Source organism: Thermoanaerobacterium thermosaccharolyticum DSM 571 (assembly GCF_000145615.1).
Taxonomy (GTDB): domain Bacteria; phylum Bacillota; class Thermoanaerobacteria; order Thermoanaerobacterales; family Thermoanaerobacteraceae; genus Thermoanaerobacterium; species Thermoanaerobacterium thermosaccharolyticum.
Map to the genome: position 1 here is coordinate 457,031 of NC_014410.1, position 13,186 is coordinate 470,216.

The 13,186-nt window shown below is 34.8% G+C and carries 13 protein-coding genes and 2 tRNA genes; 14 read left to right on the forward strand and 1 reads right to left on the reverse strand.

Annotated features, from left to right (window positions below; genetic code table 11):
• The 10 genes from TTHE_RS02390 to trxB all read left to right on the forward strand — a co-directional run bounded on the left by TTHE_RS02390 (position 1) and on the right by trxB (position 7,055).
• Positions 1–693, forward strand: a complete 693-nt coding sequence (locus TTHE_RS02390; protein WP_013297014.1) for an ABC transporter ATP-binding protein — start codon at positions 1–3, stop codon at positions 691–693.
• Positions 694–708: 15 nt separating this feature from the next.
• Positions 709–1,881: an ABC transporter permease gene (locus TTHE_RS02395; protein ID WP_013297015.1), complete on the forward strand. Its 1,173-nt coding sequence runs from the start codon at positions 709–711 to the stop codon at positions 1,879–1,881.
• A gap of 128 nt (positions 1,882–2,009) precedes the next feature.
• Positions 2,010–3,191, forward strand: coding sequence for an iron-containing alcohol dehydrogenase (locus TTHE_RS02400; protein WP_013297016.1), 1,182 nt, complete (start codon positions 2,010–2,012; stop codon positions 3,189–3,191).
• 181 nt (positions 3,192–3,372) lie between these two features.
• Positions 3,373–3,458: transfer RNA gene (locus tag TTHE_RS02405), tRNA-Tyr, on the forward strand.
• A 5-nt stretch (positions 3,459–3,463) separates the two neighbouring features.
• Positions 3,464–3,539 (forward strand) — tRNA-Lys (locus tag TTHE_RS02410).
• Between the two features lie 121 nt (positions 3,540–3,660).
• Positions 3,661–5,178, forward strand: coding sequence for an FAD-dependent thymidylate synthase (locus tag TTHE_RS02415; RefSeq protein ID WP_013297017.1), 1,518 nt, complete (start codon positions 3,661–3,663; stop codon positions 5,176–5,178).
• Positions 5,179–5,190: 12 nt separating this feature from the next.
• Entirely contained in the window at positions 5,191–5,505 is a 315-nt protein-coding gene (locus tag TTHE_RS02420) for a MazG-like family protein (RefSeq protein ID WP_013297018.1), read from the forward strand.
• 84 nt (positions 5,506–5,589) lie between these two features.
• Positions 5,590–5,775, forward strand: a complete 186-nt coding sequence (locus TTHE_RS02425; RefSeq protein WP_013297019.1) for a hypothetical protein — start codon at positions 5,590–5,592, stop codon at positions 5,773–5,775.
• A gap of 12 nt (positions 5,776–5,787) precedes the next feature.
• Positions 5,788–6,063 (forward strand): spore coat protein, encoded by a 276-nt coding sequence (locus TTHE_RS02430; protein WP_013297020.1) that lies wholly within the window; start codon positions 5,788–5,790, stop codon positions 6,061–6,063.
• Between the two features lie 80 nt (positions 6,064–6,143).
• Positions 6,144–7,055: a thioredoxin-disulfide reductase gene (trxB, locus tag TTHE_RS02435; RefSeq protein ID WP_013297021.1), complete on the forward strand. Its 912-nt coding sequence runs from the start codon at positions 6,144–6,146 to the stop codon at positions 7,053–7,055.
• Positions 7,056–7,069: 14 nt separating this feature from the next.
• Here trxB and TTHE_RS02440 read toward each other — a convergent pair whose 3' ends face one another.
• Positions 7,070–7,981 (reverse strand): LysM peptidoglycan-binding domain-containing protein, encoded by a 912-nt coding sequence (locus tag TTHE_RS02440; RefSeq protein ID WP_013297022.1) that lies wholly within the window; start codon positions 7,979–7,981, stop codon positions 7,070–7,072.
• A 144-nt stretch (positions 7,982–8,125) separates the two neighbouring features.
• Between TTHE_RS02440 and cwlD the strand changes: the two genes are divergently transcribed.
• From cwlD to TTHE_RS02460, 4 genes are all read left to right on the forward strand, one after another.
• Positions 8,126–8,800 carry an N-acetylmuramoyl-L-alanine amidase CwlD gene (cwlD, locus tag TTHE_RS02445; protein ID WP_013297023.1) on the forward strand — a complete coding sequence of 225 codons (675 nt, stop codon included), beginning with the start codon at positions 8,126–8,128 and terminating at the stop codon, positions 8,798–8,800.
• Positions 8,801–8,916: 116 nt separating this feature from the next.
• Positions 8,917–9,855, forward strand: a complete 939-nt coding sequence (locus TTHE_RS02450) for an AAA family ATPase (protein WP_013297024.1) — start codon at positions 8,917–8,919, stop codon at positions 9,853–9,855.
• Positions 9,848–11,005 (forward strand): DUF58 domain-containing protein, encoded by a 1,158-nt coding sequence (locus TTHE_RS02455; RefSeq protein ID WP_013297025.1) that lies wholly within the window; start codon positions 9,848–9,850, stop codon positions 11,003–11,005. Before TTHE_RS02450 ends, TTHE_RS02455 begins: the two co-directional genes overlap by 8 nt.
• Positions 10,971–13,106 carry a transglutaminase TgpA family protein gene (locus TTHE_RS02460; RefSeq protein ID WP_013297026.1) on the forward strand — a complete coding sequence of 712 codons (2,136 nt, stop codon included), beginning with the start codon at positions 10,971–10,973 and terminating at the stop codon, positions 13,104–13,106. The genes TTHE_RS02455 and TTHE_RS02460 overlap by 35 nt, the downstream gene beginning before the upstream one ends.
• The last annotated feature ends 80 nt before the right edge of the window (positions 13,107–13,186 follow it).

Below are 13,186 nucleotides of genomic sequence, written 5' to 3' on the forward strand. Positions count from 1 at the left end.
ATGATGGAAAATAGAAAAGAAAACAAAAATGTGATCACGATGAAAAACATATCAAAAATATACAAGATGGGAGACAACATAGTAAAAGCCCTTGACAACATAAACTTAACCGTCGATGAAGGAGAATTTGTATCAATTGTTGGACCATCAGGCTCAGGAAAATCAACACTGATGAATATAATAGGGTGCCTTGATGTCATGACAGAAGGAGAATACTACCTAAATGGAAACGACACGAGGAAGCTTAATGAAAACAAACTTGCCGAATTAAGGTCCAGCGAAATAGGATTCATATTTCAAAGCTTCAACCTCCTTCAGAAGCTGTCAGCATTAGAAAATGTAGAACTGCCAATGATATACAAAGGTATACCTGCAAAAGAAAGATACAATAGAGCAGTAGAACTATTGACGATGGTAGGTCTGGAAAAAAGAATACACCACAGGCCAACAGAACTATCAGGAGGACAGCAGCAGAGAGTAGCAATAGCAAGAGCCCTTGCCAACAACCCACACCTTATACTAGCAGACGAACCAACAGGAAACCTGGACTCCCAAAGCGGGAAAGAAGTCATGAAAATAATAAAAGAACTAAACGAAAGAGGCAACACTATAATACTGATAACACACGACATAAACGTAGCAAACCAAGCAAAAAGAACAGTAAAAATCATGGACGGAAAAATATATGAATAAAAGGAAGTGCATAAAATGGCATTAATGCAAGCAATAAAAATGTCCTTAAAAAGCATAATAGACAACAAACTAAGATCATTTCTGACAATGCTGGGAATAGTAATAGGCGTAATGTCAGTAATAGGACTAGTAAGCTTAGGACAAGGAGCAACAGAAGGAGTAACATCCCAGATAAAAAGCATGGGGTCAAACCTGATAATGGTATCAATAATGGGCAGGGGTATGGATACATCCCTGTCCTACAACCAAGCCATGTCAATAGGAGACTCCCCATACATAAAAGAAATATCACCAATAATGAGTGCAAACGCATATGCCAAGTACGGTGACCAATCATACGAAGAAAGCATAAACGGAGTAAATGAAAACTACATGTCACTGAGAAATTTAAAACTTGCAGAAGGACGATTCATACTATCAATAGACAATGACATGAGACAGAAAGTAGCTGTAATAGGAAGCAATGTAGCCAGCGACCTATTTGGATTCACAGACCCACTGGGCAAGACAATCCAGCTGGACGGAAACAACTTCACAGTAGTAGGAGTATTAGCATCAGGCGGTTCATCAATATCAAACTCGTACGACGACTCAATATTCATACCAATAAAGACAATGTTCGTATTTCAGAGAAACAGAGGAATAACCCAGATATACCTAAGTGCAACTGAAGAGCAGTATGTAAACATAGCACAATATCACGTAGAAAACATGCTAAACACCATATTCAAAGGAGACACAAACGCATATAGAATACTGAATCAATCAGACCTCTTATCAACAGTAAATAGTGTCAGCAACACATTATCAATGATGCTGGGAGGAATAGCAGGCATAGCTTTAATAGTAGGTGGCATAGGCATAATGAACATAATGTTAGTATCAGTAACAGAAAGGACGAGAGAGATAGGCATAAGAAAAGCATTAGGAGCAAAGAAAAAAGACATACTGCTGCAGTTTATGATAGAATCACTGACGATAAGTGGAGTTGGAGGAATAGTAGGAGTAATTTTTGGTTTTATAGCATCGTACTTGATGGGGCATTTTATGAACATGACAGTAAGCCCATCAATAAACACGATAATAATTTCATTTTCGTTTTCCCTCTTAATAGGGCTGTTCTTTGGAATGTATCCTGCTAACAAGGCAGCAGGACTAAAGCCAATTGAAGCTTTGCGATATGAGTAAAAATTAAAGTTTATTAATATTTTTAACTAATTAATATTGTCTCTTTATTGACTTTTACTTTTTGTAATATCATAATAAATGTAGGTAGTGAAAATTATAATTTAAATGTCAATTAAGGGGGTTTTTATATGAAATCTAATTTTACATACTTTATGCCGACAGAAATTATTTTTGGTCCTGGTACTCTTGAAAAGTTAGCTACAGTCCGATTGCCTGGGAAGAAAGCTCTTCTGGTGATTGGAAGCGGAAATTCTATGAGAAAACATGGGTATTTAGATAGAGTAACAAGTTATTTGAAACAAAACAATGTTGATTATGTAGTGTATGATAAAATATTGCCAAATCCTATAGCCGATCATGTGGCAGAAGGTGCAAAATTGGCAAAGGAGAATGAATGTGATTTTGTTATAGGGCTTGGTGGTGGCAGCACTATAGACTCATCAAAAGCTATAGCTGTCATGGCTAAGAATCCTGGTGACTATTGGGACTATGTATCTGGCGGAAGCGGAAAAGGTATGGAAGTCAAAAACGGGGCATTGCCTATAGTTGCTATACCGACAACTGCAGGTACAGGCACAGAATCTGATCCATGGGCCGTTGTGACGAAGACAGAGACAAATGAAAAGATTGGTTTTGGGTGCAAATATACATATCCAACACTTTCAATAGTTGACCCTGAATTAATGGTATCAATTCCGCCAAAGTTTACTGCGTATCAAGGGATGGATGCATTTTTCCATTCCGTTGAAGGATATCTCGCAACTGTCAATCAACCAGGAAGCGATGTTTTAGCACTTCAATCAATAAACCTTATTACAGAGAATCTTCCAAAAGCTGTTGAGGATGGAAACAATATTGAGGCTCGTACAGCACTGGCATGGGCAAGCACAGCAGCAGGAATAGTAGAATCATTATCTTCATGTATTTCGCATCATTCGATGGAACATGCTTTAAGTGCATATCACCCTGATATACCACACGGAGCGGGCCTTATAATGCTATCTGTATCTTACTTTAGCTTTATGGCTTCAAAAGTTCCTGATAGATTTGTAGATATTGCAAAGGCCATGGGCGAAGAGATAAATGGAGCTACTAAAGAAGAGCAAGCTATATCCTTTATAAAAGGTCTAAAAAAATTAATTAAGAATATAGGAATGGAAGATTTGAGCTTGTCAGGCTTTGGAGTTAAAGAAGATGAAATAGAAAAGCTGTCTAGGAATGCTATGGATACAATGGGAGGACTATTTCAGGTTGACCCATATAAGCTGTCATTAGAAGAGGTAATGTCCATATACAAAAACTGCTTTTAAAATAAATATGGCATGGTAAAATAAAGGCTGCTTCTAGTACTTTTAAGCAGCCTTTCTCCTTAATTATAACTGACATAAAAATTCTATAGAATGAAGATTTTTTTAAGCTTACTATACTTGACAATGTTTGATATTTATTATAAAATAAAAAAGTCGTTGTTGAGATTTGCTAAATAATCTTGGAGGGATACCCAAGTGGCTAAAGGGGGCAGACTGTAAATCTGTTGGCATTTGCCTTCGCTGGTTCGAATCCATCTCCCTCCACCAAATGTGACCCATTAGCTCAGTCGGCAGAGCACCTGCCTTTTAAGCAGGGTGTCCCGCGTTCGAATCGCGGATGGGTCACCATTTTTATATTCTGAAAATAATATTGACAAAAAAAGGAGCTCATTTAGCTCCTTTTAATGTACCGCAAAAACCCTTTTTACGATATAATTTATATATAATTAAGTTTGAGAGGAGTTTTAATATGTTAATGAGAAAATTGACAGAAGGTGAAGAAAGGTTATTAAAAAAATTTGTGACGAATTTATACGGCCCGGTTTATTTTATACATTCACTGCCAGAGTTTATAATACCTCCTATTAATTCGAAAGTAAGCAGGAAGGATACTAGCTGGAGGTTAAATATATTAGAGTCTCTAACATCAGGCGATCTTGATATAAATGATTTTCTTACAACATCTGAAATTCCGATGGATGTGGCAATAAAGAAAGCTAAGGCATTCCACGAAAAGTGGGTAGAAAAGTTCGGCCATTCTTCTATAGCAGAACAGAATTTGATGCATTTGTGCATAGAGGATACTTCTAGATACCTATCTGGTGACATTGAACTGATGAATAAAAGGCCTTCGTTTATTGAATGGAGCCAAAGATATCAAAGGCCAACAAGAGACAGGTTTATAATTCCTCCAGAACTTGATGATTATCCGGATTTAAAGGGAAAGTTTATAAAGGTTTGGAATATTTCTTTTGATGCATATGAAACTCTTGTAGCTGAACTTACGGAATTTTTAAAGTCAGCTGTCGAGAGGAATGAGCATGAAAGTGACAAAGCCTACATAAATAGAATAAGCAAAATAGCCTTTGAAGATGCTCGATATGCACTCTTGTTGTCTGCTAAAACCAGCTTTGCTGTTGCGTTAAATGCTCTTGACTTACAAGATATAATAAGAAAACTGCAATCTCATGGTACAAAAGAAGCGGAAATATTAGCAGAGAATATCATAAATGAAGCAGAAAAAATAGCACCAAGCATGATGAGACATTTAAGTCCGTCAAAATATCAATTGGCTGTTAATAAAGATATGGAGAAAATAGCTAAGGGTTATAATTTTAACGATAATTCGGAAACATCAGATGTTGAGTTGATTGATTATACAGGTAAGAACGGAGAAATGACATTTCTTGATATACTAACAATGCATATTCTCTTTTCATATACTGGAAAACCTATTGATGGAATAATAAAAACGGTTAAGGCTCTTAGCAGAGAAGAAAAGGCTTATATAGTAGAATCTGCAGCATCAAAGATGGATCAGTTTGATCATCTGATAGAACCTTTTAGAGCTGTAAGGTATAAATTTCAGTTAAAAGTAAGTGAAGCGGCATGGCATCAATTGCTTAGGCACAGAATGATTAATTTCAATGCTTATAAGCCTACAGTTGAAAATGGATATACTGTACCGCCGAATGTTGAAAAAGCTGGATGTGTTGATGTATTAAAAAAGGCAATTGATGAATCCGAAAAATTGTACATGGAGCTGTCTGAAAAATTACCTAATGTATGTCATTATGTCGTTACAAATGCACATAGAAGGATTGTACTTATGGATGCAGATCTGTGGGCATTTGACCATTTTGCTAATTTAAGATGTACACCGGAAGCCCAGTGGGATATAAGAAGTATTTCATACAAAATGCTTGATCTCATTAAAGAACAAACACCTGAAGTATCAAAGTTTTTAGCTAGAAGGAAACAGTCATAAGGTGGTGATATTATGGAGACAAAGTATAAAGCTATCAGTTTACCTCAACTTAATAACCTTAAGCCTTCCCTGGAGTCTACCGCATTGAAGCTTATGGAAGAAGCAGGAGAGTTAGCACAGGCAATAGGAAAATTCAGGGGATTAAATGGAGAAAATATAACAATGTCTAATAAGGATGTGGCAGAGAAAATTTCAGAAGAACTTCTAGATGTTGCACAGGTAGCTGTATCTATGATGTTTGTCTTGGAAGATCAATACAGTATAAATATTGATGAAAAGTTGAATGAGCACATCGAGAAACTGAAGAGAAAGGGATACATCAAATGACAATTTTAAAATATACGGCATCGTCGTATATTTTTTTTTCATATGCACATATTAAATTTGAAACTTATGAAAGGAGGAATTGAATTGCCACAGATAACAAGCAAAGAATTGATGTATCTGGATGATGTGCTTTCGCTTCAAGAGCATATGGTAAAGTGTTTAAACGATAGTGCTACGAGGCTTAAGGATCAGCAATTAAAAGCGCTTTGCCAGAATTTGGCCAGCAGATGTCAAAATAGTTTTAACTCTATTGTGAAAAATTTAGGATGAGGAGGTGTACATATGATAAGTAATGCAGGCATGACAGATAAAGACATTATGATGGGAGTACTGGGCGATTACAAACTTGCTATCGATGCACTTTCACATGCAGCGACTGAAGCTGCCAATGAAAGCCTCAAAAGGGATTTTATTAATGCTTTAAATTCAACATTTGAAGAACAAAAGCAAGTATGGAATGCTATTAATCAAAGAGGATGGTACTCAGTAAAGCCGGCACAATTGCAAGAAATACAGGAGACAAAAAATAAATTTAGACAACCAGCCGGCGTTATGTAAAATCAAAAAAATATGGTACAATAATGGAAGTAGTATTGAACTACTTCCATTATTGTATTGTGATAAGGAGTGATTATTGTATGTACGATCTAATCATACTGGGCGGTGGGCCGGCAGGACTTGCTGCAGGACTCTATGCATGCAGATCCAAATTAGATACTGTCATGATAGAGCAAATGTATGTAGGAGGCCAAATTGTAACAACATATGAGATAGAAAACTATCCGGGCTTTGACGGTATTAGCGGTCCTGACCTAATAAATAAAATGGAAGCGCAGGCAAAAAGCTATGGACTGCAGATTTATAACGAAGAAGTTGTAGGCCTTGATATAACAGGCAAAGTAAAAAAGGTAACCACAAATAAAAAGACATATGAGGCAAAAGCAATAATACTTGCCACAGGAGCAACACCTAAAGAATTAGGCTTTGATAAAGAGAGAAAATTCAGAGGCTCTGGTGTTTCATATTGTGCTACTTGCGATGGAGCTTTTTATAAAGATCAGGTAGTTGCAGTTGTAGGTGGTGGAGATACTGCTATGGAGGACTCCAATTATTTGACTAAATTTGCAAAAAAGGTTTATGTTATTCATAGAAGGGATAAGCTGAGAGCCACAAAAACTCTTCAAGATAGAGCATTTGCAAATCCTAAAATAGAATTCATTTGGGATACTGTTGTTAAGGATATACAAGGAGAATACGGTGTTGAAGGACTAGTTTTAAAAAATGTCAAGACGAATGAAGAAAGCACTCTAAAGGTTGATGGTGTGTTTATTGCTATAGGTTTAAGCCCGAATTCCGATTTAGTAAGAGGCATTGTAGATACAGATGAGTATGGTTATATATTAACTGATGAAGACATGAAAACAAATATACCGGGTGTTTTTGCTGCAGGAGATGTCAGAAAGAAGACATTGAGGCAGGTAGTAACCGCTACTGCAGATGGTGCTATTGCGGCTTATGTAGCAGAAAAATATATAGATAGTCTGGAGTAAAAAAGACCATCCAGTTATTGGATGGTCTTTCCTTTTTCATCGTTATCTTCACTGGCTTTTTCCTCTCTATTTTCGTCTGTTTTTTCACTGCCTTTTTCTGATTTACTTTCACTCTGTGCTTGAGCACTGTCATTATTTTCAGACTCTTTCGAAACAGGTATTATTATTCTCTGCCCCGGGTATATAAGTGAAGGATTTTGGATATCAGGATTAGCTTTCAGGATAGCATCTACTGTCGTATTGAATCTCATAGCGATTGTATAAAGAGTATCACCGGGTTTTACTACGTATACCATTCTGCCTTCCTTTGGATGTTCATATACAGGTGGTGAAGGTGGCATAGGTACAGTTTTTGATGGACATGGGATGATGATAGTTTGACCCGGGTAGATCATATTAGGATCCATAAAATAATTTGCCCTTATTATCTCATCTAATGAAATGCCGAATCTATTTGATATACTCCATAAAGTATCTCCTGGCTGTACAACATAATAAGTCGGGCAAGGCATATGTTGTGTAGGTGCTGTTGGCGGCATGTCGTACATTTCTCCTATTGGAGTCATCGGTGGTGTATAATACATTTGATGTATTTCTGACTCTGATTGCATAAGTTTATTAGCACCAGGTATGAATAACATTTGTCCGGGATATATTGTATAGGGATATAGTATGTTATTTACATAAATTATCGATTCATATGGAATGCCAAACTTTTGCCCTATAATATAAACTGTATCACCTGGCATTACTGTATAGTATACTCCGGTAACAGGTATTATGAGAGTTTGACCGGGATATATGAGGGAAGGATTTACAATATTGTTTCTCGATATTATCGATTCGACAGAAGTATTAAATTTCTTAGCAATTGAAAATAAAGTATCACCTGACTTTACAACATACGTAAACTCTAAAGTAATCATATTGATTCCTCCTTTCCTTAATCATAATATGTAATTTAAATCTTATGGTGACATAGTTATATCGAAATCTGAATATTTTATAATGTGATTAGAAATTACGGTAAATTGCATTATATCCAGTAAAAACATAAAGGAGTAATGTGGATGAAACCTAATAGATACCTGTTACTTGCCGGTTTAATGCTTCTACTTGTCTTCCTTATCAGTTTTTTGAATAAATCAATTGAAACTATAAACTACATTCCTGTAATGAATAAAATAGTGGTAATCGATGCGGGTCATGGAGGAAATGATCCGGGTAAGCCTGGGAAATATGGAAAAGATGAAGATGAGCTTAACCTGGAAATAGCCTCCAAACTTAAGAATCTAATAGAAGAAAGCGGTGGTATCGTACTTATGACGAGGGAAGACGATGCATTAACTGATAGCGATATAATGAAAGATTTAAAAAACAGGGTGTATGCTGGCAATGATGTAAAAGGAGATATTTTGTTAAGCATTCATCTTAACAGTTTTCCTGATCCTAAATATAAAGGTGCACAGGTTTTTTATCAAAAAAATTCAAAAGAAGGTAAGCTTCTGGCAGAGATAATACAAGACGAATTAAGAAAAACTTTAGATTCTAATAACGACAGGATGGCAAAAGAAACAAGCACTTTTTACATATTGAGACATGCAAAGATGCCTGCTGTCATTATCGAGTGCGGTTTTATGTCGAATCCGGAAGAAGAGAAACTTTTAAATGACGAAAAATACCAGTATAAAATTGCATGGGCTATATTTAAAGGTATTCTTAGATATTTCAAAGAAAATTTATGATTGAATTTCTATGTCCTTGTTTAAGGAATTTTTTTTTTGTATACTTATAGTAAAGAAATTATAAAATTTGGATAAAATATTTGTGTATTACAGATATTAAAAACTATGGAGGAATTATGGAAACGATAGTTAAAATTATTGACAATATAAGCAAAGTAATAATAGGAAAGACAGAAGAAGTGAAGTTGGTGCTGGTGGCACTCTTATCTGGTGGACATGTTCTCATAGAAGATGTTCCAGGAGTTGGAAAAACATCATTAGTTAAAGCATTGGCGAAGTCAATTAATGCTGATTTTAAGAGAATCCAATTTACGCCGGATCTATTGCCATCCGATGTTATTGGCGTTTCTATTTACAATCCAGAAAAAGGAGTATTTGAGTTTAAACAAGGACCTATAATGAGTCAAATATTGCTGGCTGACGAGATAAACAGAACATCACCTAAAACACAATCAAGTCTTTTGGAGGCAATGGAGGAAAGGCAGGTTACAGTAGATGGAAAGACTTACATGTTGCCTCGGCCTTTTATGGTAATCGCCACACAAAATCCTATTGAATACGATGGTACATTTAGACTTCCCGAGGCACAGCTAGACAGATTCATGATTAAAGTCAATTTAGGATATCCAGATATTAAGCACGAGATTGAAATGCTTAAAAGGTTTGAGGCGTTAGATCCTCTTGAAGATTTAAAGCCTGTTGTGTCGATAATGGAAATATTGAAAATGCAAAATGAAGTAAAGTCTGTCTATGTTGATGACAGTATTCTTGATTATATTATTACGATTGTCAACAATACCAGAAATTTGTCGACTGTGCTTTTAGGAGCAAGTCCGAGAGCAGCGATTAGTTTGATGAAGGCGTCGCAAGCCAAGGCTTTTATAGAAGGTCGCAATTATGTTCTGCCTGATGATGTGAAATATTTAAGCGTGCCAGTTCTATCACACAGAATAATATTAAAAAATGAAGCGAGATTTAATAACCTTGATGAGAGAAGTGTGATAAAAGATATCTTGAATGCGACAAAAGTACCGGTGGTAAAGAAATATGCGTAATTTTATTCTTTTATTGTCATTTACAACAGTATCTTTTCTGTTTGCAATATTTACTGGGGGAGAAATACTTTATTACATCTTCTTTGCTCTTTCATCAATTTTATTATTAAGCATTCTATACTCCATAATAGGTAGAGAATCAATCAAGCTAAAAATTGATATAAAAGACAGTGAAATCCATGTTGGAGAGAAAATTGGGTACAAGATAAAGATTAAAAATAAATGGTTTCTACCTTTGATATTTATAGCTATTGATGATAAAAATGAAAGCTTTTTTCCCATAACGACAAATTTAAATCCATTTCAGAAGAAAGTAATAAAAAGAAGCATCGAGTGTAAAAGAAGGGGGATATATAAGATAGGTCCTGTTAAAATAAAATTAAGGGACCCTTTTGGCATATTTGAGGTTAAAAAGACGTTTAATAAAAAGCATAAGATAATTGTATATCCCAACGTATACGACATTTCGATTGAACTGCCTGCAATTGCGGAAATAGGTAGGGCTGAAGGTAAAAATAAGCAGTACGAAGATTATACAAACCTATCAAATTTAAGAGAATACATTGACGGTGATAGCCTTAAAAGGGTTCATTGGCGAATATCTGCAAAACTACAGAAATTGTATGTAAAAGAATATGAATATACAGCGTCAAATGAAGTTTTTATAATATGGGATTTGTATAGACAGCATTACAAAGAAGACTATAATGGAATGATAGATGAAAAAACTGCAGAGTGTGTACTTTCAATTGCAAAATATTGCCTTGCCAATGGTGTACCTGTAAGTCTTGTTGATTATGAATCAAACAAGCATTTGGTAAGATGTAAAAGCATAAAAGATTTTAGTATTCTTAAATTATTGACTCTTAAACTGTTTCCGACTTATGATAGTGATTTCGATGAAAAACTATTGAATAATATAAGACGTGTTTCCAGAGAGTCTACATTGGTGATAATTACACCATATGTTGATGAAAACACTGTATTTACGCTGTCAAATATTAATTTACATCAAAATGTAATTATATTTTATACAAATAAAGCGCCATTGGAAGAAGAGACTAAAAGAAAATTAGATAATTTGGGAATAAAATTTATTTCTTGGGGAGATAAATATGAAGATATACACAAAAAAGTTCAATATATTTGAATATATTATAACTGTTATCTTATCAGTAATACTTTCATTGTCGATATTTGTGGGCTTGAACTTTAATGTAAGTATACTTGATATCATATTTTTATCTTCCGTATTGGTTGCTTTACTGACATTTCTTTTTAAGCGGCCGCAACTTATTATAGCATTTCTTTCATTGTTCATTTTAGTAGATTTATACTATTTTTACATGAAGAAGGATGTGCTTACAAAAGTCGTTGTAGATATTGATAGATATATAAATTGGCTTTACATATATATGGGAGAAACAAATTGGCCTGACGGATTTAGCCAATTGACAAGCAGGTATTTTTTGACGACTGTTATATTAGGTATTTTTGTCGTTGCATTGGCTATTACTTTTTTAAACAGCATCTTAAAGAGTTATTTTTTAACGATGCTATTTGGTATATTGGTATTGGTTTTCCAATGGTATAATTACATTGACAAAGCATATACATATTTAATATTCTATATTGCTGTAAGTTTTATAAATATGTCAATAAATTATTATCAAAAGGCTGGGAATGGCAAAGCTTCAATTGTGAGCCTGCTTGTAATATCAATTGTATTTTCTTCTATAAGCACTGCAATTGCATACGCACTTCCGAAAAGTTTTCAACCTGTTGTGTGGAAATCAATGAATGATAAATTCTATACTACATTTCCATTCACAAAAACATGGAGAAATGGTATAGGCGTTGAAGGCACTACAACGACTTTTAGCACTGACTTTGGTTCATTTTCTCAGGATTTGGGTGGCCCGGAAAGTGTAAGTGATCAAATTGTTATGAGGGTAAAGGCTGATGAAAGCACATATTTAAGAGGTGAAGTTTTTGATACTTATGAGAACAACAGATGGACAAATTCTGAGATTCAGCACAATTTTGGAAATGGCAATTATTTTCCACCTGCCTTTTCAAAAGGTATAAAATACACCATTAGAAAGTTAGAAATTTATCCGGTGGCGATGAATACAAATATTATTTTTTCGCCTTGGCAGCCGTATCATGTAAGTATTAACAATATATACGACAAAAGCTCTTTAGCATTGATATCTATGGGGAGAAGGATAAAAAGTCCTTATGTTGTTGAATATTACAAACCTGACATAAGTGTCAAAGATTTAGAGAATGATAAAACTGTTGCCAGCGATGATATGAAGAGATATCTTCAATATCCTGATAATTTGCCTGAAAGGGTAAAAGAATTGGCTTTAAGTATAACTAAAGATAAGAAGACTGATTACGACAAAGTAAAAGCCGTGGAGCAGTATCTCAGAAATACGTATAAATACAATCTGGATGTTCCTGAAACACCACCTGGAAGAGATTTTGTCGATTATTTTCTTTTTGATTTGAAGCAAGGCTATTGTACGTATTTTGCAACTTCAATGGTTATCATGTTAAGGACTATAGGGATACCTGCGAGATATGTTGTAGGCTTTAAAATGCCTCCTCCACCTATTTTCGGAGATAATTATGACATTAAAGCATCATATGCCCATGCGTGGGTTGAGGTACACTTTCAAAACAGTGGCTGGGTTACATTTGAGCCAACAGCTATTTATTCCGAGACATTTTCTCAAGCAGCAGGTGCCGATTCTGGGACACCATCTTCCACTCAGCCAAATACAAATACCGGTAATGTAGCTATACCGAAAACCAATGTCAACCAAAATAAGATGCAAGATAATATCGTCAAAAACCAGGCAGGAAACAATATAATTACTCGCAGAAATATGTATACAACCATAATCATAATATGGCTTCTTATAACATTAGCATTAGCTATTGCGGCTGCTATTAAATATGTTTTGCTAAAAAAGTATCTTGACTCTAATAAAAATGCATATGTATATTATTACAATAAAATACTTAAAAGCCTCGGGAAAAGAGGTCTTAGAAAGGACGACAGTGAAACAACTATAGAATATCAAGAAAGAGTCATGAGTGCTGGATTTAAAGATTTTGACAGAGTCACAAAAGTATACAACGATTTGGCATATGGAAATGTGGAGCCATCTAAAGACGATGTTGTATATATAAAAGAGTACTTAAAGAGGAATATCAGGAATAGAAAAATTTTTGTATGAATAAATCTGATGATTTGTTCGATTGACACAAATGTTATTTTAAATATATAATATATTTAGTATGGTTATTATTTCTCCTG